General features: G+C 67.5%; 21 protein-coding genes. 10 read left to right on the forward strand and 11 right to left on the reverse strand.

The features are described 5' to 3' along the window. Positions 1 to 175: 175 nt before the first annotated feature. Together OG474_RS21820 and OG474_RS21825 are read right to left on the reverse strand one after the other, a co-directional pair. Complete coding sequence (locus OG474_RS21820; RefSeq protein ID WP_405064198.1) at positions 176 to 820, reverse strand: DUF402 domain-containing protein; 645 nt, start codon at positions 818 to 820, stop codon at positions 176 to 178. A 78-nt stretch (positions 821 to 898) separates the two neighbouring features. Then, a complete protein-coding gene (locus tag OG474_RS21825) occupies positions 899 to 1,978 on the reverse strand; it encodes an ABC transporter ATP-binding protein (RefSeq protein ID WP_391542196.1) in 1,080 nt (359 codons plus the stop codon). Between the two features lie 300 nt (positions 1,979 to 2,278). On the opposite strand from OG474_RS21825, the gene OG474_RS21830 reads away from it, so the two are divergent. Then, positions 2,279 to 3,298, forward strand: coding sequence for a LacI family DNA-binding transcriptional regulator (locus OG474_RS21830; protein WP_405064199.1), 1,020 nt, complete (start codon positions 2,279 to 2,281; stop codon positions 3,296 to 3,298). On the opposite strand, the gene OG474_RS21835 is transcribed toward OG474_RS21830, so the two are convergent. The 4 genes from OG474_RS21835 to snpA form a co-directional block, all read right to left on the reverse strand. After that, positions 3,295 to 3,810, reverse strand: a complete 516-nt coding sequence (locus OG474_RS21835) for a hypothetical protein (RefSeq protein WP_405064200.1) — start codon at positions 3,808 to 3,810, stop codon at positions 3,295 to 3,297. The genes OG474_RS21830 and OG474_RS21835 overlap by 4 nt on opposite strands. Position 3,811: 1 nt before the next feature. Continuing rightward, a complete protein-coding gene (locus OG474_RS21840) occupies positions 3,812 to 4,330 on the reverse strand; it encodes a hypothetical protein (RefSeq protein WP_405064201.1) in 519 nt (172 codons plus the stop codon). A 685-nt stretch (positions 4,331 to 5,015) separates the two neighbouring features. Then, positions 5,016 to 5,624 (reverse strand): nitroreductase family protein, encoded by a 609-nt coding sequence (locus OG474_RS21845; protein ID WP_405064202.1) that lies wholly within the window; start codon positions 5,622 to 5,624, stop codon positions 5,016 to 5,018. Positions 5,625 to 5,697: 73 nt separating this feature from the next. Continuing rightward, positions 5,698 to 6,360 (reverse strand): snapalysin, encoded by a 663-nt coding sequence (gene snpA, locus OG474_RS21850; protein WP_405064203.1) that lies wholly within the window; start codon positions 6,358 to 6,360, stop codon positions 5,698 to 5,700. A 233-nt stretch (positions 6,361 to 6,593) separates the two neighbouring features. On the opposite strand from snpA, the gene OG474_RS21855 reads away from it, so the two are divergent. After that, a complete protein-coding gene (locus OG474_RS21855; RefSeq protein WP_405064204.1) occupies positions 6,594 to 7,118 on the forward strand; it encodes a hypothetical protein in 525 nt (174 codons plus the stop codon). On the opposite strand, the gene soxR is transcribed toward OG474_RS21855, so the two are convergent. Next, positions 7,119 to 7,592: a redox-sensitive transcriptional activator SoxR gene (soxR, locus tag OG474_RS21860; RefSeq protein WP_405064205.1), complete on the reverse strand. Its 474-nt coding sequence runs from the start codon at positions 7,590 to 7,592 to the stop codon at positions 7,119 to 7,121. Positions 7,593 to 7,940: 348 nt separating this feature from the next. On the opposite strand from soxR, the gene OG474_RS21865 reads away from it, so the two are divergent. Then, on the forward strand, positions 7,941 to 10,259 hold the full coding sequence (locus tag OG474_RS21865) for a DEAD/DEAH box helicase (RefSeq protein ID WP_405064206.1): 2,319 nt from the start codon (positions 7,941 to 7,943) through the stop codon (positions 10,257 to 10,259). 45 nt (positions 10,260 to 10,304) lie between these two features. Here OG474_RS21865 and OG474_RS21870 read toward each other — a convergent pair whose 3' ends face one another. Next, positions 10,305 to 11,393, reverse strand: coding sequence for an aminotransferase class V-fold PLP-dependent enzyme (locus OG474_RS21870; RefSeq protein WP_405064207.1), 1,089 nt, complete (start codon positions 11,391 to 11,393; stop codon positions 10,305 to 10,307). Between the two features lie 182 nt (positions 11,394 to 11,575). On the opposite strand from OG474_RS21870, the gene OG474_RS21875 reads away from it, so the two are divergent. From OG474_RS21875 to OG474_RS21890, 4 genes are read left to right on the forward strand one after another with little or no spacing between them, the layout of a single operon-like run. Then, positions 11,576 to 14,686, forward strand: a complete 3,111-nt coding sequence (locus OG474_RS21875; protein WP_405064208.1) for a penicillin acylase family protein — start codon at positions 11,576 to 11,578, stop codon at positions 14,684 to 14,686. A 15-nt stretch (positions 14,687 to 14,701) separates the two neighbouring features. Further along, entirely contained in the window at positions 14,702 to 15,313 is a 612-nt protein-coding gene (locus tag OG474_RS21880; RefSeq protein ID WP_405064209.1) for a YbjQ family protein, read from the forward strand. Beyond that, positions 15,303 to 16,667, forward strand: a complete 1,365-nt coding sequence (locus OG474_RS21885) for a GH1 family beta-glucosidase (RefSeq protein WP_405064210.1) — start codon at positions 15,303 to 15,305, stop codon at positions 16,665 to 16,667. The genes OG474_RS21880 and OG474_RS21885 overlap by 11 nt, the downstream gene beginning before the upstream one ends. Next, the gene (locus OG474_RS21890; protein WP_405064211.1) at positions 16,664 to 17,893 is read left to right on the forward strand and encodes an MFS transporter; all 1,230 of its coding nucleotides are present in this window, start codon (positions 16,664 to 16,666) and stop codon (positions 17,891 to 17,893) included. The genes OG474_RS21885 and OG474_RS21890 overlap by 4 nt, the downstream gene beginning before the upstream one ends. A gap of 219 nt (positions 17,894 to 18,112) precedes the next feature. Here the strand turns inward: OG474_RS21890 and OG474_RS21895 are convergent, their stop codons facing one another. Further along, positions 18,113 to 19,399: a winged helix-turn-helix domain-containing protein gene (locus tag OG474_RS21895; RefSeq protein WP_405064212.1), complete on the reverse strand. Its 1,287-nt coding sequence runs from the start codon at positions 19,397 to 19,399 to the stop codon at positions 18,113 to 18,115. 145 nt (positions 19,400 to 19,544) lie between these two features. Here OG474_RS21895 and OG474_RS21900 point away from each other — a divergent pair, with 145 nt between their 5' ends. Beyond that, on the forward strand, positions 19,545 to 19,895 hold the full coding sequence (locus tag OG474_RS21900) for a hypothetical protein (RefSeq protein ID WP_405064213.1): 351 nt from the start codon (positions 19,545 to 19,547) through the stop codon (positions 19,893 to 19,895). Between the two features lie 49 nt (positions 19,896 to 19,944). On the opposite strand, the gene OG474_RS21905 is transcribed toward OG474_RS21900, so the two are convergent. Together OG474_RS21905 and OG474_RS21910 are read right to left on the reverse strand one after the other, a co-directional pair. Then, positions 19,945 to 20,112 (reverse strand): hypothetical protein, encoded by a 168-nt coding sequence (locus tag OG474_RS21905; RefSeq protein WP_405064214.1) that lies wholly within the window; start codon positions 20,110 to 20,112, stop codon positions 19,945 to 19,947. A gap of 28 nt (positions 20,113 to 20,140) precedes the next feature. Then, positions 20,141 to 20,593 (reverse strand): EVE domain-containing protein, encoded by a 453-nt coding sequence (locus tag OG474_RS21910; RefSeq protein WP_405064215.1) that lies wholly within the window; start codon positions 20,591 to 20,593, stop codon positions 20,141 to 20,143. A 170-nt stretch (positions 20,594 to 20,763) separates the two neighbouring features. On the opposite strand from OG474_RS21910, the gene OG474_RS21915 reads away from it, so the two are divergent. Together OG474_RS21915 and OG474_RS21920 are read left to right on the forward strand one after the other, a co-directional pair. Then, positions 20,764 to 21,717 carry an ABC transporter ATP-binding protein gene (locus OG474_RS21915; protein WP_405064216.1) on the forward strand — a complete coding sequence of 318 codons (954 nt, stop codon included), beginning with the start codon at positions 20,764 to 20,766 and terminating at the stop codon, positions 21,715 to 21,717. Positions 21,718 to 21,722: 5 nt separating this feature from the next. Continuing rightward, the gene (locus OG474_RS21920) at positions 21,723 to 22,535 is read left to right on the forward strand and encodes an ABC transporter permease (protein WP_405064217.1); all 813 of its coding nucleotides are present in this window, start codon (positions 21,723 to 21,725) and stop codon (positions 22,533 to 22,535) included. The last annotated feature ends 33 nt before the right edge of the window (positions 22,536 to 22,568 follow it).

Below are 22,568 nucleotides of genomic sequence, written 5' to 3' on the forward strand. Positions count from 1 at the left end.
GACGGGCCGAGCACCTTCGGGGAGGCGGGGCTACTGGCCAACCGAGGTGCCCAGCCCCCGCGACCGATCACCTGCCGCGCCATCGCTCCCCAAACCGGTTCGGGGAACAGCATCCGCCAAATCGCAACAGGCACCCCCAGAGACAGTAGATCCCCGTGAACCTCGACAAACGGTGTTAGATCGAGAAGTCTCTGACCTCGGTGTCCCAATACGGGGGTAGGTCGGCTGGGGCCCAGGACGGGTCGGGGCGGAAGTCTGTGTAGTGGCCGTTGAAGGGGAAGTGGGCGGCTTCGATGGCGGTGGTGATTCGGTGGGCGGTGGTGCGGAAGTGGGCTGCTTCGGCTGCGGTCCAGTAGGCGGGGTGGCCGATGCGCTCGGCCAGTTCGTCTTCGTCCTTCAGGGACCAGGTGCGGTCGGGCTCGACCACGATGTCCAGTGCGTGATCGAGGATGTCGATTCCGGCCGACCAGCGGCGTACCGGGGACTCCAGGTTCACGTACCAGCCTTCGAAGCGCATCTCCAGGTCGAAGAACCACCAGACCGAATGGTCGGCGTCGGGCCCGGTGCGGATGAGGGCGTGCCGGCCTTCCCAGGGGCGCGGCCAGAGCATGGAAGGCGTCTCGTCCCGCTCCGCGAGCGATGTCTTGCGGATCAGCTCGCCGTCGCGGGTGCCGCGCAGCATGCAGTCCGATCCGGGGGCGATCCAGGTGAGCAGCGCCTCCGCGTCGTCGCGCACGACCCGCGTGGTCTGTACCGCGGCGATCATTCCGTTGCGGTGGATGTCACGGCGGGCGATCGATCGGCCAGGAGCGAAAGTCATCGGGCCATGCTAGGACCGCGAACAACAGAAAGGCCCCGGAGTCGAAACTCCGGGGCCTTCGTGTCAGTGCTGTGCAGATCAGGCGGTGAGGCGCTCTTCCGTGGAGGAGGAGAAGAGGTGCAGCTTGTCGGTCTGCGCCTCGAGGTGGATCAGCGAGCCCTTCTCGACGTTCATGCGAGCGCCGATCTTGGCCACGATCTGCTGGTGGTTGCCGTCGTGCTCGGCGGTGCCGTAGAGGAAGGCGTCGGCGCCGAGCTCCTCGATGACGGCGACCTTCACCGGCAGGCCGTTGTCGGAGACCTTGAAGGCCTCCGGGCGGACGCCGATCGAGACGGTCTTGTCGCTACCGGCCTTGGCCAGGATGTCGCGCGCGACCGGGATCGTGTAGTCGCCCAGCTTGACGCCGCCCTCGACCAGGTCGCCCTTGAGCAGGTTCATCGCGGGGGAGCCGATGAAGCCGGCCACGAAGAGGTTCTTCGGGTTGTCGTACAGGTTCAGCGGGGTGTCGACCTGCTGGAGCAGACCGTCCTTCAGTACGGCGACGCGGTCGCCCATCGTCATGGCCTCGACCTGGTCGTGGGTGACGTAGACGGTCGTGACGCCGAGGCGCTGCTGCAGCTCGGCGATCTGGGTGCGGGTCTGGACCCGGAGCTTGGCGTCGAGGTTCGACAGCGGCTCGTCCATCAGGAAGACCTGCGGGTTACGCACGATGGCGCGACCCATCGCGACGCGCTGACGCTGACCACCGGACAGCGCCTTCGGCTTGCGGTCCAGGTACTCCTCGAGGCCCAGCAGCTTGGCGGCCTCCAGGACGCGCTTGGCGCGGTCCTCCTTGGAGACACCCTGCATCTTCAGCGCGAAGCCCATGTTGTCCGCGACCGACATGTGCGGGTAGAGGGCGTAGTTCTGGAACACCATCGCGATGTCGCGCTCTTTCGGCGGACGGTGCGTGACGTCGCGGTCGCCGATGTAGATCGAGCCTTCGTTGACCTCTTCGAGGCCGGCCAGCATCCGCAGGGAGGTGGACTTGCCACATCCGGACGGGCCGACGAGAACCATGAACTCGCCGTCCTCGATCTCGAGGTTGAGCTTGTCGACGGCGGGGGTGTCACCACCGGGGTAGATCCGGGTGGCGGCCTTGAAAGACACAGTAGCCATGACTGGGTACATCCCTTCACCGGCAGGAACGTGCCGGACGATCCGAGTAAAGGCCCCCGGGCGGGGGTGCGCTTATCCTCGCCTCCCCCGCTCCTCCTGACAAGGGATGCAGGGTGTGACCTGTCCATTCTGTTCACCCAGTGGACACCTATGAACACTCTCAGCCTGCAACTTCTTGCAACTTCTTGCTGCAATGTCAACGAGGGGTCTGTATGGTGCCGCAGTGAGCGAGCGGAGCGAGCGAACCGAAAGTACAGCGGGTTTTACTCATTCCGGAGCTGAGCGAAGCGAGGCGGAGGAATGAGTACGAGAGCAAGGCTCGCGGATATCGCGGCCAAGGCGGGGGTCAGTGAGGCGACGGTCTCGAGGGTGCTGAACGGCAAACCGGGGGTCGCTGAGGACACGAAACAGTCGGTACTGACGGCACTCGACGTACTGGGATTCGAACGTCCGACCCGGCTGCGGCGGCGTTCGGCCGGCCTGATCGGGCTCGTGATGCCGGAGCTGATCAACCCGATCTTCCCCGCGTTCGCCCAGGTGATCGAGTCCGCGTTGTCCCAGCGCGGCTTCACGCCGGTGCTCTGCACACAATCTCCTTCCGGCGCCACGGAGGAGGAGTACGTCGAGATGCTGCTCGAGCGCGGTGTCTCCGGAATCATCTTCGTGTCCGGCCTGCACGCGGACACCGGCGCGGATCACGAGCGCTACCAGTCGCTGGTCGAACGGCACCTGCCGGTGGTCTTCGTGAACGGCTGGCTGCCCGAGGTCCAGGCGCCGTTCGTCTCCTCGGACGACAACGCGGCGATGGAGCTCGCGGTCACGCATTTGGTTGCCCTCGGCCACCGTCGGATCGGCTTCGCGTCCGGCCCGGAGCGGTTCATCGTCGTCCAGCGCAAACTCGCCGGGTTCCGGACCTCGATGAAGGCCCAGCTCGGCGTCACCGACGAGGACCTGGAGCCGTTCGTCTCGCTGAGCATGTTCGGTGTCGAAGGCGGTCAGGCCGCCGCCCAGCCGCTGCTCGACGCCGGCGTCAGCGCCATCATCTGCGGCTCCGACATGATGGCCCTCGGCGTCATCCGCGCCGCCCGCCAACGCGGCCTCACCGTCCCCAGCGACCTGTCGGTCGTCGGGTACGACGATGCTCCGATGATGGAGTTCACCGATCCGCCGATGACGACCATCCGCCAACCGGTCCAGTCGATGGCGCTGGCCGCCGTACAGTCCCTGCTCGAAGAAGTCCGCGGCCATGCCACCCCGAAGACGGAGTTCCTCTTCCGCCCCGAGTTGGTCGTCCGCAACACGACCGGCCCGGCCCGCTAGTAGCCGTACGCCTCGCAGGCCTTGGCTTTGAAGTCCGTCAACGTCCACACCCGGTTAGGCGGTTCCGGCGCGTTCTCGTCCTCCGGCCAGTCGGTGGGCGGACCCGCCAGCTCACCCGGCTTCAGCTTCGTCAGCTCGTGCTGACTGAACTGCAGCCAGGTCGTCGACCAACTCGCATCAGCCGTCCAGCCCTTGAGCGTGTACCGCTTCCCCGGATCGCGCGGCCGCAGCCGACCGTTCAACGTCCACCCGTTCCCGCCGTCCTTCAAGCTGAACTGCGAAAACCCCGAGACCTCCGGATCCGCCGTCCATCGGCCGATCTGCTCGTCGTGCGGATCGTCACTGAGATCCGCGAGGAACAGTTCGGCGCCGTCGATATGCCCCGTACACATCTGTACGACGGCGGTCCCGTCGCCGAGTACTCCGAAGACCCCACCGTCCGGCACGCCGCAGCTCGTCAGCGTCCCCACCCCCAGGGCCGCCGCGACCGAGATCCCGACCCAGCGACGCATATCAGTTGTAGACCTGGCAGGCCTTGGCTTTGAAGTCCGCCAAGGTCCAGACCCGGTTCGGTACCTCGACGTCCTCTTCCGGGAGGTCGGTCGGGAGGCTGATCAACTCGTTCGGCTTCAGCTTCGCCAGCTCCTCCTGGCTGAAGTCGAGGTGGGCGGCCGACCATTGGTTGTCGTAGGACCAGCCGTAGATCGTGTAGCGCTTCTTCGGGTCGCGCGGCTTCAGCCGGCCGTTCAACGTCCACCCGTTCCCGCCCTTGGCCAGGCTGAACTGCGAGAATCCGGAGGCGGCCGGGTCGGAGACCCACTTGCCGATCGTCTCGTCGTGCGGTTCCTCGCCCTCGGGCACGTGCGGATCCGGCAGATACAGCGTGGCGCCGTCGATCTGCCCCTCACACATCTGTACGACGGCAGTCCCGTCCGCCGTCATCGCGAAGACGCCACCGGCCGGTACACCGCACCCCGTCAGCGTCCCCACCCCCAGGGTCGCCGCGACAGAAATCCCCACCCATCGACGCATCCACCCACCCTACGGCCGCTCCGCGTCACCCCGCCCCCACCCAACCCACTTCGTTACCCCGCCCCAATCCCACCCGCTCCAACCCCGCCCCAACCCCGCCCGCTCCAACCCCGCCTCCCCTCCCGCCCGCCCAACCCGCCCAAAGGTGGATCGCCGTGTCTTTGTGCACGAAGCTCGACTTTGGGTACCCACCGATCACGCACAGCCCCTCGAAGTGGTTGGTGGCTTCCCAAAGTGCCCATCCGTGCCCAAAGAGCAGCCGACCCACCTTTGTGCACTGGCCGCGTCTTTGTGCACGCGTCGCGTCTTTGGGTACCCACCGACCACGTGGAGCCCGTTCAGATGGTTGGTGGGTGCACAAGGTGCCCACCCGCGCCCAAAGAGCAGCCGACCCACCTTTGTGCACTGGCCGTGTCTTTGTGCACGCGTCGCGTCTTTGGGTGCCCACCAGCCACGTGGAGCCCGTTCAGATGGTTGGTGGCTTCCCAAAGTTGAGCTTCGTGCACAAAGAGCAGCCCACCCACCTTTGTGCACGCACCGCGTCTTTGTGCACGCGTCGCATCTTTGGGTACCCACCAACCACGTGGAGCCCGTTCAGATGGTTGGTGGCTTCCCAAAGTTGAGCTTCGTGCACAAAGAGCAGCGGGCCCACCTTTGGGCACGACGCCGGTACGGAACGGGAGGGTTACCAGGTGTTGTGGTGGACGACCTCGTTATAGGTACGGCGTTTGCGGGGGCGGGCGGCTACGTCGCCGTACTGGTTGGCGTCGGGGGCCTCGTGGCCGAGGAGGGCGATGCCGACCGGGATGTACGACGTGGGCATGCCGACCAGGTTGCGGATCAGGTCGTGGTCGACGCCGCCGATGAAGGCGGCGGCGATGCCCTCGTTGACTGTGGCCAGGAGGAGCAGGGAGAGGGCGGCGCCGGCGTCGGTGTACCAGTAGGGGACCTTCCAGAGGTCGTCCTGGGAGGTGTCGCTGACGAGTTCCTGCTTGTCGGATTCCTGGTAGCGGCCGGTGTAGATCGCGGGGCTGACGCAGATGACGACATGGACCTGAGCCTGCGCGGCGAAGTTGGGCTGCTGGAGCTGCTCGAACATCTCGTCGCCGGTCGCCGCGATCACAGCACGCTTCGCAGGATCGGTGATCACCACGAATTCGACGCCCTGGCTGTAACCCGCGCTCGGACCGCGCCGAGCAGTATCAAGAATCCGTCGTACGACGTCGGCCGCGACCGGCTCGTCGGTGAACGATCGGACCATCCGGCGCCGCCGGACTACCTCAGAAAAATCCACAACCTGCACGGTAAAGCACTCCGGCCCGACCTACCCCCTGCCGGGAAGGTCGAGCCGGAGAAATTGGTGTGAGTCAGCGGGCGATCGTGAAGGCGGTGGTGTCAGCCTTGCCGTTGGCCCACAGGGAGTTGACGCGGGAGCGCTCGTTGGCGTCCGGGTTGGGGTTGGTGCAGGACGGGCCGGGGCCACCGCCGGACATCAGTTCGGTGCACGGTCCGGAGTAGTGGTCCGGGAGGCCGAGCACGTGGCCGGTCTCGTGGGCGGTGATCCGGGTGGAGTCGTACTGCTGGGCCTGGGCGTAGTCGATGAAGACGTAGCCGCTGCCGTGGCCGTCGGTGGACGCGTACGAACCGCGGGAATCGTTGCCCTCGGTGTAGTAGAAGTCGTAGTTGCTGCCCTCGACGAGCTGCACGTTGCTGACCGACGAGTTCCAGATCTGCGTACTGCGGCTGATCTGGCCGGCGAAGGTCGGGGCGTCGACGGCGTACGTGACGGTGACGGCGTCGAGCTTCTGGCCGGAGGCCTTGGCCTTGGCCTGCTTGGCGAGCGCGGACTTCATGACCGCGTCGTAGAACGCCTTGGTGGCGGCCTCGTCCTGTGGCGAACCGATGTACGCGGCGCGGGTGGCCTCGGTCGACACGTTGGACGGGGTGGCCGGAGCGGCGGCGAAGGCCGGTACGGCGAGTGCGGCGGCGGCGAGCCCCGCGAGACAGGACAGGATACGGCGATGCGACATGGGAGGGCCTCACTCCGGATCAGTGGCGGAAAGCGACCAGCGGGCTACTGTTCGCTACATGCCGGAGCCTGCCCCGCTCACCGTTTTTCCGCACCCGTTCGGGAAGAACTCGGGGGTTAACCCGCGAAACCCACCACCGGTTCTATGCCATCCATAACCGCCCGCCTATGACCCTGGACCAGCCCTGGATCCGTTCGGGACCGGGCCCGGACCACCAGTCCTACGCTGATTTCATGCGGATGCTGGGGAAGTTCCTGCTACTGCTCGTGGCCGTGCTCGCGGTGATGGCATGGTTCGGCGGTGGCATCACCATGGCCTTCGTGGGGTTCGTCAGCGAGTACGCCGACAGCTACACGTACAAGGTCGGCTTCAAGCATCCTGGGGACGAGTGCGGCAACAACAAGGTCGCCTTCAACGTCACCGGCGGTGGTCAGTTGACGTGTGGGTTCGGTGGCGGACGCGCGACGCTGCCGGGCTTCACCGAGGCGCAGAGCGAGCGGCTGGTGCAGATGGCCAAGGAGTTGGGGGCCGACGGCCTGGACGCGTCCGACCGGGAGTCGATCCAGGGGTACGTCGACAGGGTGGTTGCCGCCATCCCCGCGGATCAGCGGCCGCAGCACCCGTGGTTCTACGGGTGGAAGGTCGGTGTGGTCGGACTGATCGTCGCCGCGCCGCCGACGTACGTGTTCTTCATCCGGCCGCGGCTCAAACGCCCGTACCGCAGGGCCCGTTCCTACCGGGGTGGGGCGCACCAGTGATTACTCGCCCGGGATGCCGACGTTGAGGATGCGGGCGCCGGGGCCGCGCTCGGCGAGGCGGTCGGACTTGTTGTAGAGGTTGCAGCGCTGCAGGCTGAGGCAGCCGCAGCCGATGCAGCCGTCGAGGTCGTCGCGGAGGCGCTCGAGCTCGGTGATCCGTTCGTCGAGCCGCGTCCGCCAGCCCTTCGACAGGCGGCTCCAGTCCGAACGGGTCGGCGTGCGGTCCTCAGGGAGGGAATCGAGGGCCTCGCGGATCTCGGCGAGCGCCAGACCGACCCGCTGGGCGGCCTGCACGAAGGCGATCCGCCGGAGCGTGCTGCGCTGGTACTGCCGCTGGTTGCCGGCCGTCCGCCGGGAACCGATCAGGCCCTGGTCCTCGTAGAATCTCAACGCCGACGCCGCGACCCCGGACCGATGCGCGATCTCCCCGATGGACAGCCAGTGGTCCTTGCTCGGGACGTTCTCCTCCGCCATACCGCCACCCTAGAACCGCACTCCAAGAACTCAAGCTCACTTGAACTGCAACCCGCAACCAGTTGGATCACTGGTCTGGTGATCGGCATCATGGTCAGACCCAGGGGCTGATTCCTGTACACTTGTCAGGTGTCGGTGCGCGAGTCGCGTCACCAGAGTTCTTTCCAGGCGCTCCGACCCGTCGGTTTCAGCACCCGCTGAAAGTCCGGCGCCGAGGGTGCAACGCGATAGCACCCGCAGGTCGATGCCTATCTCCTGCCTGTTCCTCAGACCGGTCAGCTCAAAAGCTGCCCGGCCTCTGCGTGCGGGCCACTCGGGGTGTCGTCCGCGATTTTCGAGAGAGAGATTGTGACTCAGCACCACCCTGTTAGCTCTGATGACAACGCGGGCTCCAAGAAGCCGCGGCACAAGAAATTCCAGAACCAGTCGTACGGCGAGCGCATGGGGCAGACCCCTGCATCGACTCCGCCGGTAGCTCGTGACGACCGCCCGGAGCGTCGTGGCGGCCCCTCGCAGTACTCCGACCGTGGGCAGCGCGACGACTCCCGCGGCGACGACCGTCGTCCCCCGGCCAAGGGTTACCGCTCCGACCGGAGCACGCAGCCCCGCCGCGACGACCGCCCGTCGTACCAGCGCCGTGACGACAAGCCTGCCTACCAGCAGCGCGACGAGCGTCCGGCGTACCAGCAGCGCGACGAGCGCCCCGCGTACCAGCAGCGGGACGACAAGCCTGCCTACCAGAAGCGCGATGAGCGTCCGGCGTACCAGAAGCGTGATGACCGGCCGACCTACCAGCAGCGTGATGACCGCGCTCGTGGTGGCGACCGCCCGCAGTACCAGTCGCGTGACGAGCGCCCGTCGTACCAGCGTCGCGACGACAAGCCTGCCTACCAGAAGCGCGATGAGCGTCCGGCGTACCAGAAGCGTGATGACCGGCCGACCTACCAGCAGCGTGATGACCGCGCTCGTGGTGGCGACCGCCCGCAGTACCAGCAGCGCGACGAGCGCCCTTCCTACCAGCGTCGGGACGACAAGCCGTCGTACCAGTCGCGGGACGAGCGTCCGGCGTACCAGAAGCGTGATGACCGGCCGACCTACCAGCAGCGTGACGACCGCGCTCGTGGTGGCGACCGCCCGCAGTACCAGCAGCGCGACGATCGTTCGTCGTACCAGCGCCGGGACGACAAGCCGTCGTACCAGCAGCGTGACGAGCGCCCCTCGTTCTTCAACCGCGGTGAGGACAAGCCCTACGTGAATCGTGAACGGCCCGCCTATCAAGGCAACGCAGCCGAGGACACCCGGCGCAAGGACAACGCACCGGAGCAGCCGGTCACCGTTGCCGAGGACAACCAGTTCGCGGCGCTGGGCCTGGACCCGAAGCTCGTGCAGCGGCTGGCCCGCGACGGCATCAGCGCGCCGTTCCCGATCCAGTCCGCGACCATCCCGGACGCGCTGGCCGGCAAGGACGTTCTCGGCCGTGGCCAGACCGGCTCCGGCAAGACCCTGAGCTTCGGCCTGCCGACGCTGATGCGGCTGGCCGGCGGCCACACCGAGTCGCGCCGCCCGCGCGGGATGATCCTGGTCCCGACCCGCGAGCTCGCGATGCAGGTGCACGACGCGCTCGAGCCGCTCGCCCACGTGATGGGTGTCTCGCTCAAGCTCATCGCCGGTGGCCTGCCCTACCCGAAGCAGATCGAGTCGCTGCGCCGCGGCGTCGACCTGCTGATCGCCACCCCCGGCCGGCTGATCGACCTGTGTGAGCAGGGCGCTGCCGACCTGGGCGCGGTCGAGGTCGCGATCCTCGACGAGGCCGACCACATGTGCGACATGGGCTTCATGCCGGCTGTCACCACGCTGCTGGACATGACGCCGAAGGAAGGACAGCGGCTGCTGTTCTCGGCGACGCTGGACAACGACGTCGACAAGATCGTCAAGACCTACCTGAAGGACCCGGTCACGCACTCGACCGAGTCCGGCCAGGCCACGGTCTCCGGGATGGAGCACCACCTGCTCGTCATCGAGCCGGGTCACAAGCAGTCGCTGACGGCCGAGCTGGCCAGCCGCGACGGCCGCACCATCGTCTTCGTCCGCACCAAGCTGGGCGCCGACCGCGTCGCCACCCAGCTGCGCGACCGTGGCGTGATGGCCGCGGCGCTGCACGGTGGCCTGACCCAGGGCGCGCGTAACCGCACCCTGGACCAGTTCAAGGACGGTTCGGTTCCGGTGCTGGTGGCAACGGATGTCGCCGCGCGCGGTATCCACGTCGACGACGTCGGCCTGGTCGTCCAGGCCGACCCGCCGGCCGAGCACAAGGACTACCTGCACCGCGCCGGTCGTACGGCGCGCGCCGGTGGCAAGGGTGCGGTCGTCACCCTGCTCCTGCCGCACCAGCGTCGGGGCATGATCCGGATGGCCGAGACCGCCGGTGTCGAGGCCGAGCCGGTCCGCGCCCGTCCGGGCGACGAGCTCGTCACCGAGCTGACCGGTGGCAAGACGCCGTCCGGCCACCCGGTGCGTCTGCCCGCCCCCAAGCCGCAGCGCGGTGGCGGTGGCGGTCGTCGCTTCGGCGGCAGCAGCAGTGGCCCGCGTCGCAGCAACAGTGGCCCGCGTCGGGACAGCAGCGGCCCGCGTCGCGAGAGCGGCCCGCGTAAGTCGTACCAGCACTGAAACTAAGCGAAGCCCCGGGCTCCTGCAGAGGAGTTCGGGGCTTCGCTATGTCAGCAGCGACCAGAGCCTCGCGAGGATGGTGGCGACCTCGTCCTTGGTGAGCGGGACGAGCTCGAGCATCAACTGGTCGTCGGGCAGGCGCTCCGTCATCACATAGATCGACGGACAGCCGGCCTCGAGCTGCGTGGCGAGGTCGTGCGCGTTCGGCACCGTGAGGACCGCCCGCGACACCTGCAGCCCGGTCGGGTCCGGTACGACGTCCGCCGTGACACCGGGGATCCGGGCCGCGGCCTCGGCGAACGCGGTGACCTTCGCCAGCTCGTCCGCCTCCCACTTCATCCGGTCCCGGGCCTGCCATTCCTCCAGCGCGGCGATGACCCCGACGATCGCCTCCTTGGTCGGCTTCATCCCGCGCCCGATGCCCTTCTCCTGCGCCCGGACCGCCTGGATCAACGGCCAGGTCCCAGCGATCAGCCCTGCCGTCGGCGACGCGAGGTACTTCTGCCCGCTGACCAGCACCAGGTCGGCGCCGGTGGCGATCAGGTCGGCCACCCGCGGGAACTGCGCGGCGCCGTCGATGATCGCCGGTACGCCGCGGCGGTGGGCGGCGCGGATCGCCGCCACCAGGTCGATCTGCGGGCAGTCGGTCAGCCGGGACGATACGAGGACGAGGCAACAAACGTCGGGGCCGTCGAGCTCGGCCTCCAGATCTTCAATGCTGCAACGGGTTTCGTCCCCGGCCAGGTCGACCTGGGCACCGGCCAGCCGGATGCCCTGCAGGTTCGAGTGTCCGTAATCGATCACGTGGCACGCCGGCAGCACGACCCGGTTGTGCATGTCCGTTGCGTCCGGCAACGAGGCGATCCGGCGCGGGTCGACGCCGGTCATGGTCGCGGCCACGGCCAGCGTGAGGCTGGCCGCGGTGCAGTGCGCGACGGCGCCGGCCTGGGCGCCGGTGACCTGGGCGATCGTCTCACTCGCCCGGTCACCGAGTTCGGCCATCACGAAGAACTCGGGCAATGCCTGTGCGACGGCCTCCGCCACCCCGTCGGAACTCCGTGACACCCCCAGCGGGGTGTAGGTGCCCCTGGCGTTGATCACCGCACTCAACCGATATCGGTCATGAATGCTCATGGTGCTGGACACCATAGTGGTCACTGTCAGTACTTGAACAGTGCTGACCCCGGGAGAATGATCGAAGTCTTGACCCGAAGCTACTAGTGAGTCATTCTCATTTTCTTCGACCAAGGGAGGATTCCGTGCCCCGCCCCGCAGTCAGGACCCGCACCCTTCGGACAGCGATCGCTGTCCTAGCTGTGACAGCCACACTCGCCGCGCTCCCCGTCCCCACCACCCAGGCGAGCCCGCAAGCGGCTCCCGCGGCCGCACCGGTGGACTATTGCGCCGACCAGTGCCGCGACATCCTGCCACCCGGCCAGAACGGCAACGCCACCTTCACGGATCTCCTTGGTTTCAAGGCTTTGGGGATCAGACCGCCGCACTTCAGCGACACCGTGAAGCCTTATCAGGACCTGGTCTGGAACTCGCAAGGCATCCAGGACGACGGCCTCGCGCCGTACTACGACGACGCCTCGTTCGGAGTGAAGCCCGGCGACGTGGCGAGCACGATCCAGCCGCGTTCGGACGTCACGATCGTCCGGGACAAGTCGCGCGGGATCCCGCACATCACCGGCACCACCCGCCTGGGCACGATGTTCGGTGCCGGGTTCTCCGGTGCGCAGGACCGCTTGTTCGTGATGGATGTCTTCCGGCACCTCGGCCGCGGCCAGTTGACGCCGTTCGCCGGTGGCGCGGCCTCGAACCGGGCGTTCGAGCAGGAGTTCTGGCGGACGGCGCCGTACACGGAGGCCGACCTGCAGCGCCAGTACGACGACGCCGACGAGCTGTACGGCGCCGACGGCGTGAAGATGCAGCAGGACATCCAGGCCTGGGTCGACGGGGTCAACCACTACATCAACACGATCGGCATCGCGTACCCCGGTGAATACGTGGCGCTCGGTCTGCAGTGGCCGACGAGTCCGTGGAAGGTGACCGACGTGGTCGCCACCGCGGCCGTGGTGGCCGGCATCTTCGGCACCGGCGGCGGTGCGGAGGTCAACTCCGCCCTTGCCCTGCTGGAGGCTCAGGCGAAGTACGGCGTTGCCCAGGGCACCAAAGTCTGGGAGTCGTTCCGTTCGCAGAACGACCCCGAAGCCAGTACGACGGTGCACGACGGCACGTCCTTCCCGTACGGAACCACCGGTCCGAACCCGGCCGGCCGGGCGATGCCCGATCGTGGCTCGGTCACGCCGGAGCCCGAGGTCATCAACCAGACCGTCAACAAGAAGGCGGCACCCAAACCCGCGCCCAAGGTCAAGGGAGCCGACAGCCTCCAGGGCATCTTCGACGGCGGCGTCTTCCCCGAGGGCTACGGGAAGAAGGCAATGTCGAATGCGCTGCTGGTCTCCGGTGCGCACACCGAGAGCGGCAACCCGGTCGCGGTCTACGGCCCGCAGACCGGCTACTTCGCACCGCAACTCCTGCTGCGCCAAGAGCTTCAAGGCCCTGGCGTCAGTACTCGCGGGATCGCCTTCTCCGGACTCAACTTCTATACGCTGATCGGCCGCGGCCAGGACTACTCCTGGAGCGCGACATCCGCGGGCCAGGACATCACCGACACCTTCGCAGTCCCGCTCTGCGAGCCGAACGGCAGTACACCGACGAAGAACTCGACGTACTACGTCTTCCGGGGCGAGTGCACGCCGATCGAGCGGCTCGAGCGGAACAACGCGTGGTACTCGAGTCTTGGCTCCTCCGAGCCGGCCGGGTCGTACACGTTGGTTGCCCTGCGCACCAAGTTCGGCATCGTCACGCACCGCGGCACGGTGGCGGGCAAACCGGTGCTGTTCACCAAGAACCGGTCGACCTACGGCAACGACGCGGGCTCGGCGCTCGGGTTCATGCTGTTCAACGACCCGGAGAAGATGAAGTCGGCGGCCGACTTCAAGAAGGCGGCCGAGAAGATCGGCTACACCTTCAACTGGTTCTACACCGACAAGTCGTCGATCGCGTACTTCAACTCCGGTGACAACCCGGTCCGCGCGGCCGGTGCCGATCCGAACCTGCCGACCTGGAGCACGTACGAGTGGAAGGGCTGGAACTCGGCCACGAACCGGGCGACGTACACGCCGCCGGCCGAGCATCCGCAGGTGGTCAACCAGGACTACCTGACCAGCTGGAACAACAAACAGGCGCCCGGCTTCTCGGCCTCCGACAGCCAATGGGGCTACAACGGCATCTACCGCAACCAGCCGCTCGACGACCGGATCAAGTCGGTCATCGACAGCGGTGGGAAGTTCACCCGCGGCAAGCTGGTCGAGGCGATGGAGAGCGCGGCGACCGTCGATCTGCGCGCCGACTACGTGCTGCCGTATCTGCTCCGCGTGCTGAAGAGCGCGCCGATCACCGACCCGGCTGTCGCGGACGCGGTCGCCAAGCTGACGGCCTGGAAGGACGCGGGCAGCCATCGCAAGACGCCGAACGCGTCGTCGAAGACCTACGACCATGCCGAAGCGATCCGGATCCTCGACGCCTGGTGGCCGATCCTCGTCCCCGCGCAGTTCAAGGACCTCGGTCCCGACCTGTACGGCGCTCTGGTCGCGAACCTGAAGATCGACGAGCGCCCGAGTGCGCAGGGGTCGGCGTTCCAGAGCGGCTGGTGGGGGTTCGTCCAGCGCGACCTCCGCAAGGTGCTCGGCGACCCGGTCAAGGCGGCACAGCCGGTGACGTACTGCGGGAGCGGAGCACTGGCGGCCTGTCGTTCGGTGCTCACCGACTCCTTGCTGGCGGCCACCAAGGTGCCGGCGGCGACGACCTACCCGGCGTCAGCGGACTGTACGGCGGGTGACCAGTTCTGCGCCGACCAGATCGCGCACAACCCGATGGGCGGGATCACCCAGGACCGGATGGCGTGGGTCAACCGGCCGACGTACCAGCAGGTGGTCGAGTTCCCGGCGCACCGCGGTGACGACGTGAGCAACGTTGCCCAGGGCAAGACGGCGACGGCGAGCAGCCACGAGACCGGGATCTACAACTCACCGCCGCTGAACGCGGTCGACGGGAAGCTGGACACGCGGTGGGCCAGTGACTGGTCGGATCCGCAGTGGCTGTCGGTCGACCTCGGCAGCACCCAGCAGGTCGGCCGGGTGGTGCTGAACTGGGAGGCGGCGTACGCGAAGGGCTATCGGGTCGAGGTGTCGACCGACGGGTCCACCTGGAGACAGGTGTACGCGACGACGACCGGGAACGGCGGGGAGGACGTGGTGCGGTTCCCGGCCACCCAGGCCCGGTACGTGAAGATCACGGGCACTCAGCGGGCGACGTCGTACGGATATTCGGTGTATGAACTCAGAGTGTTTCGGCAGTGATGTCAGGATGAGTGCATGACGCAGAACTATCCTCCGAACCCCAACCAGCCCTACCCCCCGCAGCAGCAGCCTGGTTACCAGCAGGGACCGCCTCCCGGCTACCAGCCGCCGCCGCCCGGGTACCAGCAGGGGCCGCCGCCGCAGGGCTACGGCCAGCCGGGTCCGGGAGGGCCTGGTCCGGGGTACGGGCAGGCGCCGGGCAACTACCCGCCGGCGCCGCAGAACGCTCCGCGCGTCGTGCCGCAGGGTTCGCCGTACCCGGTGCTGGTCTCGACCATGAACGACCTGCCCGGGTACGTCGCGGACACCGTGTTCGGTGAGGTCTTCGGGCTGACCGTGCGGAGTCGCGACTTCGGGTCGAACTTCACCGCCAGCTTCCGGTCGCTCGGCGGCGGTGAGGTGCCGGAGTACACCCAGATGCTGGCCGAGTCGCGGCACGTCGCCGTGATGCGGATGTGCCAGATGGCGCAGCAGATGGGCGCCAACGCGATCCTCGCGATGCGGTTCGACTGCAACGAGATCGCCCAGACGATGAGCGAGGTCGCCGCCTACGGGACCGCGGTGATCGTCCACAAGGTCGAACCGATCGACACCACTCCAGATGAGGACGATGTGAGTGACAGCTGAGCTCAACTTCCCGCCCGGATTCCGCTGGGGTGTCTCGACCTCGGCGTACCAGATCGAAGGGGCTGTGGCCGAAGGCGGCCGCGGTCCCTCGACCTGGGACACGTTCTGCGCCGAGCCCGGCAAGATCCTGAACGGCGAGACCGGGGCGGTCGCCTGCGACCACTACCACCGGTACGCCGAGGACGTCGCGCTGATGCGTGAGCTCGGAATCGACACCTACCGGTTCTCGTTCTCCTGGTCGCGGATCCAGCCGGACGGGACCGGGCCGGGGAACGCGGCCGGTCTGGACTTCTACGACCGGCTGATCGACACGCTGCTCGGCGCCGGGATCCAGCCGGCGCCGACGCTGTTCCACTGGGACACGCCGCAGCCGCTGGAGGATGCCGGCGGCTGGTTGTCGCGGGACATCACCGAGCGGTTCGCCGACTACGCGTCGGTGCTGGCCGGGCATTTCGCGGATCGGGTCCCGATGTGGATCACGATCAACGAGCCGATGGTGCTCACGCTGATGGGCTACTCGCTCGGTGCGCATGCCCCGGGCAAGGAGTTGATGTTCGACGCGTTGCCGGTCGCACATCATCAGCTGCTCGCGCACGGCCGCGCCGTACAGGCTTTGCGCGCGGGCGGTGCGGTCAACATCGGCATCGCCAGCAATCACGCGCCGACGTGGCCGGCCAGTGAGAGCGCCGAGGACGTCGAGGCCGCCGGGATGTACGACAACCTGATCAACTGGTTGTTCGCCGACCCGGTCCTGCTCGGGAAGTACCCGTCCGGGTACGAGGCCGCGATGCCGGGGCCGGTCGAGGACGACCTGAAGATCATCTCGACGCCGCTCGACTGGTTCGGGATCAACCACTACGCGCCGGTGACCGTCGGCGCCGCGACCGGCAACGCGGACACCGGCGCGACCGACGGCATCCCGCTACCCGCGGGGCTGCCGTTCGAGCCGCGGGCGACCGAAGGGTACGAGCGGACCGACTTCGGCTGGCCGATCGTGCCCGACGCGTTCGGCGAGGTCCTACGTACTTTCAAGGACCGGTACGGCGATCGGCTGCCACCGATCTACATCACCGAGAACGGGTGCGCGATCAACGACGTACCGGTCGACGGTGTGGTCGACGACCAGCGCCGGATCGCTTACCTGGATGGGTATCTGCGGTCGTTGCGATCGGCAATCGATGACGGTGTCGACGTTCGCGGGTACTTCCAGTGGTCGCTGATGGACAACTTCGAGTGGGCTGCCGGATACTCGCAGCGGTTCGGGCTCGTGCACGTCGACTTCGAGACGCTCGAGCGGACGCCCAAGGCGTCGTACCAGTGGTATCGCGATCTGATCGTGAAGAATCGCGGATGACCGTCGACCCCCTGGTCGAACCCACCGTACGGGTTCGGCCAGGCTGGGCCGCCACTGTGGTGCTGGCGAACGTCGGCGTGTTCGCCGCCTGGTTCGGCCCGATCCAGGTGCTCCTCGCCAAGCAGTCCGAGGCTGTTGCGCCTAGCAACAAAGAGTTCGTCTTCGGACTGGTCACCGGCATCGGTGCGGCGGTCTCGGTGGTCGCGGCGCCGGTCTTCGGTGCGGTCTCGGACCGGACGACCTCGCGGTTCGGCCGCCGGACACCCTGGACGCTCGGCGGCGCACTCGGTGCGGCCGTCGGGCTGTTGATCCTGGCCGGCGCGCAAGGCGTGGCGCTGATGCTGGTCGGTTGGTGCCTCGTGCAGTTGTTCGGCAACGCCGTACTGGCTGCGCAGACCGCGACGGTCCCAGACCGAGTGCCGGTTGACCAACGCGGCGTCGTCGGAGGCTGGGTCGCCGTCGCCCAGGTCCCCGGCGCGCTCGTCGGGACCGCGCTGGTGACGGTCGCCGGTGGCATCGCTTTCGGGTACGTCGCCTGTGCGGTCTTCCTCGTGCTGTCCGTCGTACCGTATGTGCTGCGCGGTCGGGACGCGCCGCTCGCCGTCCAACCACCGCGATTCGTGCTGCGCGAGTACCTGCGGGGTTTCTGGATCAGTCCGCGGCGGTTTCCGGACTTCGGTTGGGCCTGGTTGACGCGGTTCCTGTTCAACGTCGGGAACTCGATCGGCCTGCTGTACCTGTTCTACTACCTGCAGGACGAGGTCGGCGTCCCGGACGCGACCACCGCCGTACTGATCCTGACCGCGATCTACAGCGTCTGCACCCTGACCACCGCGATCGCCTTCGGCAGCTGGTCGGACCGCATCGGCCGCCGCAAGATCTTCGTGATCGGCTCCGGCCTGGTGATGGCGGTCGCCGGCGTGATCCTCGCCCTCTGGCCGACCTGGCCGGGTGCCATCCTCGGCGCGATCGTCCTCGGCATCGGCTTCGGCGTCTACCTGTCCGTCGACTTCGCCCTGATCACCGAGGTCCTCCCGAACGTCCAGAACCGCGCCAAGGACCTAGGCGTCATCAACATCGCCAACTCCCTCCCCCAAGTCCTGGCTCCCCTCATCGCCGCCCCCATCGTCAAACACCTAGGCGGCTACCCCGTGCTCTACCTCCTCTCCGCCCTGGTCACCGCAGCCGCCGGCCTCCTGGTCACCAAGGTCCGCTCAGTCCCCTGACGTCCAAAGCCCCCGCAGCACAAAGCTCGGCGTGCTGTCGACGCCAGCTCGCCCGATCGCGGTCGCTTTGCGGGGCGCCGCTGTCGCTGGGAGGCAGTAGCGCCCCGCAAAGGCGAGCTCCCGCTCGGTTGCTGAGGCGGCCGCATCCCAACTGGCCGACCCGGCGACCGGCCGCTGGGCATTTGAACGGATAACCGTCGAAGTGGTCGGCCGCGGTTGTCAGAGAGCGGTGGCCACCGAGCGGGTGAGGGGGCTGGTGGCGGTGATGTGGAGGTTGGTGAGGCCTAGCCAGTCGGCCATCAGGCGGAGCTCTGCGGCCAGCGACTCGGTGAGGTCGGAGGCGTTGGGTTCGGGGGTGATGGTGGGGACGACGAGGGTGGAGGTGGAGCGGTCGGCTTTGAGGTCGATGCGGGCTACCAGACTGTCCCCGAGGAGGAAGGGGAGGACGTAGTAGCCGTGGATGCGTTCGGCGGCTGGGGTGTAGATGCTGATCCGGTAGAAGAAGTCGAAGTAGTGGTGGGTGCGGTCGCGGTTCCAGATCAGGGGATCGAACGGTGAGAGCAGGGCGCGGGCATCGACCGGGCGATCCTCGGCCTGGTGCCAGCGGTAGCTCTGCTTCGGGACACCCTCGACCTGGGTCGGGATCAGTTCGCCGGATTCGACGAGCTCGCCGATGATCCGGCGAGCGGTTGCCGTGGGCAACTTGTAGTGGCCGCGGGATCCGCACAGGTCGGCGGCGGTGCCGATGCCGACGCCGCGCGCGGCGATCCGCACCAGCTCGCGCTGCGGGTCCGCAGGCTCCGGTGCAGCCAGTACGGCGGCCGGCAGCACCCGCTCGGTCAGGTCGTAGAGCCGCTCGAAGTTCCGCCGGCCCGCGATACTCACCAGACCGGCGCAGAAAAGGTACTCGACCGCGATCTTCGCGTCCTGCCAGTTCCACATCTTGCCGGTTCCCGGATCCGGATCGGGGTCGCTGCGCTTTCGTCGTACATCGTCCGGACTGAGCTCGCCAGCCGTCAACGGACCGCGCTCGGCGATCGTCGCCAGCACCCGCTCGACGAACCCGGGCCGCTCAGCCTGCAGCCGCCGCATACCGATCACCACCGCCCAAGGCGCCGTGATCTCAGGCGCGAGCTCAGCCGCCCAGTCCTGCTGCTCGGCCGCCCGCATCCGATGCCGCAGCAACGGAAAATACTCCACCGGCAGCAAAGCCGCCTTGTGCGCCCAGAAGAACTCGAACAGCTCCCGCGGTGGCGCCCAGCTCAGCTGATCCAGCCGGTCGCGCGAATAATCCCCCAACCGCGAGAACAACGGCAGGTAATGCGCCCGCGTCAAAACATTCACCGCATCAACCTGCAGCACACCGGCCGCCCCGATCGCCCCACGCATCCGCCGTACGTCGATCCGCCCACCCGGCCGCCCACCCGCAAACCCCTGCGCCCCCAACGCCACCCGCCGAGCCGCAGCAACCGGCACGTCGTCCCCGATCAGCTTCAGAACAGCCATACCTGAACTTAACCTGCTCCACCGGCACGGATGTCTTCGGCTGTGGTTGACGCGCTCTTTCGACACTGATCGACGGGGTTCACCGCAGCCCGTCGCCCTTCTAGCGTCGGCCGAGCCGAAAGGAAAAGTCGACGAAGGAGGACATATGCGGAAGAGCATCGGTGCACTGCTGGGCGTCGCCACCGTCATGACCGGAACGCTGGTGGCCACGCTGCCCGCGGGGGCCGCCGTACCGAACTACCAGCTCTGCAACAGCAAGAGCGGCTACACGGTCTGCATCGAGCGGGACGGCCAAGGCTGGCACGCCCGTGCGTGGGGGCCGGACTGGATCTGGGCCGCGCTGTACAACGGCCGGACGAGGCTCGAGTCGCACTGGACGCCGCCCGGCGGCAACAACGAGCGGACCGGGGGTCACGGAGCGGCCACGATCGCCTGCGCCGGTCACCAGATGTGGGGTGCCGAGGTCGTCTGCGTCAGTCCCCAAGTAAAGATGTGAATCGTCCGCGGCCGCCGTTCGATGCCGGCGGCCGCGGGGTCGGGGCCGGCTACTTGATCACTTCTACTTTCTTGTCGCCGGCTGCCTTGATGATCTCGACCTTCTTGTCGCCGTTGCCTGCGATCGCGGCCGTTGGCGCGAGCACCGCGGCCACCGTCAGTACAGCAAGGAGTCCGGCGCCGACGCCGGCTCGAACTGCTGCGGTCTTGTTGTTCATGTCCCACCCCTGGTTCACGTCGACTGATTCAGTTCCCCAAGCCTACCTGGGACATCGCTGCTTGCAGTACGGCGAAATCGTCGGGCTGCAGCGGTACCAGGCCTCGGCGTAACTGATAGCCCCAGTTCGGTTGTGCGGTGAGTTGGAGCTCGCCGGTGATGTCGGTGAGGGGCACCGGGGTGACGTCGGCGAAGGCGACGGTACGACGCCACGGCTCGACGGTCCCCCGAGCGCCCATGGACATCGGAGCAGCCTGGTAGGGCTCGTCGTCGGCCACGATTCCGAGCGCGGTGAACGCGCGCAGCGGCGTCTTGTCGCCGTACAGGTCGGTGGGGGAGTAGATGACGAAGCCGTCGCCGCGGTGCAGACGGGCGACGCCGGGGCGTTTGCCGTGGTTGAGCTGGACGAAGCCGCCGGCGACTGCACGGCGCGTGTGGTCGGCGGAGACAACCGCCAGCCAGGCTCTCTCGATCGTGGTCATGAATCCAGCCTCGCCCTGAATAGGTGACATGTTACGTCATATATCTCGCCGATCGAGACCGGACCGACCCTGCCGATCGGCAGGGTCAGGTAGGGGTCGATCGCGGGCTGTGGACGGGGCCCCGCGTCCGTAGCGTTTTCCGCAAGCGAAACGGAAGACGGTGAGGGACCATGATTACCCTGCGAGGCTTGACGAAACGGTACGGGGAGAGGACCGCTGTCAACGGCCTCACGCTGGAGATCGCACCCGGAAAGGTCACTGGCTTTCTCGGCCCGAACGGGGCCGGCAAGTCGACCACGATGCGAATGATTCTCGGGCTCGACGCCCCGAGTGAGGGTTCGGCGCTGATCGACGGCACGCCGTACAGTTCGCTCAGCCATCCGCTGCGCAAGGTCGGCGCACTGCTGGAGGCCAAGGCCGTGCATCCGAGCCGATCGGCGCGGAACCACCTGCTCGCCGAGGCGCACACCCACGGTATCCCGGTCTCGAGGGTCGACCAGATTCTCGGGGTGGTCGGCCTCACCGAGGTGGCACGCAAGCGGTCCGGCTCGTTCTCACTGGGCATGGGGCAGCGGCTCGGCATCGCCGGCGCGCTGCTCGGTGACCCGGAGGTCCTCATCTTCGATGAGCCGGTCAACGGGCTCGACCCGGACGGTGTCCGCTGGATCCGGGATCTCGTGCGGTCGCTGGCCGACGACGGCCGGACGGTGTTCATCTCGAGCCATCTGATGAGTGAGATGCAGCTGATCGCCGACCAGTTGGTCATCATCGGCAAGGGCGAACTGATCGCCTACGCCCCGATGGCCGAGCTGATGGCGAACGCGTCCGGGCAGTCGGTCAGGCTGCGCAGCCCGGACCCGCGCGGTATCGAGGCGCTGGCCGGGCGACTGGCGGGTGACTCGGTCGCGATCCAGCGCGACAACCCGTTCGAGCTCGGCATCCGTGGTGTGCCGCCCGAGCGAATCGGCGACCTCTGCTTCGAGCTGGGAATCAGAGTGCACGAGCTCAACCCGCTGGGCGCCTCGCTGGAGCAGACCTATATGGAACTCACCGCCGGCAGCGTCGAGTACGGCGAGTCGAACTCGCTGCGAGCGACCGCGAACCACCAGAAAGCGCAGGTGTGAAAGGTATGACGATCTCGATCTCGGTGGTGCCGCCACGGCTCGATCTGCCGCCGGCTGCCGGGGGTGGGTTCTTCGGCGCCATGCGCTCGGAATGGACGAAACTCCGCTCGGTCGCCTCGACCTGGTGGACGCTGGCCGCGGCCACCGCGCTGCTGCTCGGAGGCGTGGCGATCGCCGCGATCTCGACCAGGTCACAGCATGCGGAGGGCAACCCCAACGCGTTCACCAGTTCGGCGCCGTTCGTCACCGGTGAGGTGATGGCATACCTGGTGCAGTGGGGCGTAGTCATTCTCTCGGTGCTGATGATGACCGCGGAGTATCAGTCGGGCAGCATCCGCAACACCCTGCAGTGGACGCCGAACCGGGTCAGGATGCTGCTGTCCAAGGTGGCGGTCCTGGTGCCGCTGCTGGTCCTGCTCGGGTTTGTCTTCGGCAGTACGGGGCTGGGCATCGCTGTGGTCGGCCTCGGTGATTTCGGTGACAGCTTCAGTACCGACGACGCCTATAACGTCGTGGTCGGCGTGACGCTGTACCTGCCGATGATCGGTCTCTTCGCGCTCGGCCTGGCGACCGCGGTACGCAGTGCCGCGGCAACCATCGCGATCATCTTCGTGGTGCTGCTGATCCTGCCGTTGATGATGCCCGCGATCGGGCTGGAGACCGTCGCGGCCTACCTTCCGGGTGACGCGGGAGCGAACCTCATGCATGGGAGCAGCGATGCCGTCTACCCACGCGCGGTCGGTGGGTTGATCGTGCTGGGCTGGAGTCTGTTGTCGCTGGCCGGCGGCTACTTCATGCTCCGCAAGCGCGACGCCTGAAGCACCCTGAGGCCCCTGACAGCGGACCGTACG

Source organism: Kribbella sp. NBC_01505 (genome assembly GCF_045040285.1).
GTDB lineage: Bacteria > Actinomycetota > Actinomycetes > Propionibacteriales > Kribbellaceae > Kribbella.

Bases quoted from the DNA above. Each gene is read 5' to 3' on its own strand.
- OG474_RS21820 (WP_405064198.1), bottom strand. From the start codon at position 820: ATGACTTTCGCTCCTGGCCGATCGATCGCCCGCCGTGACATCCACCGC.
- OG474_RS21825 (WP_391542196.1), bottom strand. From the start codon at position 1,978: ATGGCTACTGTGTCTTTCAAGGCCGCCACCCGGATCTACCCCGGTGGT.
- OG474_RS21830 (WP_405064199.1), top strand. From the start codon at position 2,279: ATGAGTACGAGAGCAAGGCTCGCGGATATCGCGGCCAAGGCGGGGGTC.
- OG474_RS21835 (WP_405064200.1), bottom strand. From the start codon at position 3,810: ATGCGTCGCTGGGTCGGGATCTCGGTCGCGGCGGCCCTGGGGGTGGGG.
- OG474_RS21840 (WP_405064201.1), bottom strand. From the start codon at position 4,330: ATGCGTCGATGGGTGGGGATTTCTGTCGCGGCGACCCTGGGGGTGGGG.
- snpA (WP_405064203.1), bottom strand. From the start codon at position 6,360: ATGTCGCATCGCCGTATCCTGTCCTGTCTCGCGGGGCTCGCCGCCGCC.
- OG474_RS21855 (WP_405064204.1), top strand. From the start codon at position 6,594: ATGCGGATGCTGGGGAAGTTCCTGCTACTGCTCGTGGCCGTGCTCGCG.
- soxR (WP_405064205.1), bottom strand. From the start codon at position 7,592: ATGGCGGAGGAGAACGTCCCGAGCAAGGACCACTGGCTGTCCATCGGG.
- OG474_RS21870 (WP_405064207.1), bottom strand. From the start codon at position 11,393: ATGAGCATTCATGACCGATATCGGTTGAGTGCGGTGATCAACGCCAGG.
- OG474_RS21880 (WP_405064209.1), top strand. From the start codon at position 14,702: ATGACGCAGAACTATCCTCCGAACCCCAACCAGCCCTACCCCCCGCAG.
- OG474_RS21890 (WP_405064211.1), top strand. From the start codon at position 16,664: ATGACCGTCGACCCCCTGGTCGAACCCACCGTACGGGTTCGGCCAGGC.
- OG474_RS21895 (WP_405064212.1), bottom strand. From the start codon at position 19,399: ATGGCTGTTCTGAAGCTGATCGGGGACGACGTGCCGGTTGCTGCGGCT.
- OG474_RS21900 (WP_405064213.1), top strand. From the start codon at position 19,545: ATGCGGAAGAGCATCGGTGCACTGCTGGGCGTCGCCACCGTCATGACC.
- OG474_RS21905 (WP_405064214.1), bottom strand. From the start codon at position 20,112: ATGAACAACAAGACCGCAGCAGTTCGAGCCGGCGTCGGCGCCGGACTC.
- OG474_RS21910 (WP_405064215.1), bottom strand. From the start codon at position 20,593: ATGACCACGATCGAGAGAGCCTGGCTGGCGGTTGTCTCCGCCGACCAC.
- OG474_RS21915 (WP_405064216.1), top strand. From the start codon at position 20,764: ATGATTACCCTGCGAGGCTTGACGAAACGGTACGGGGAGAGGACCGCT.
- OG474_RS21920 (WP_405064217.1), top strand. From the start codon at position 21,723: ATGACGATCTCGATCTCGGTGGTGCCGCCACGGCTCGATCTGCCGCCG.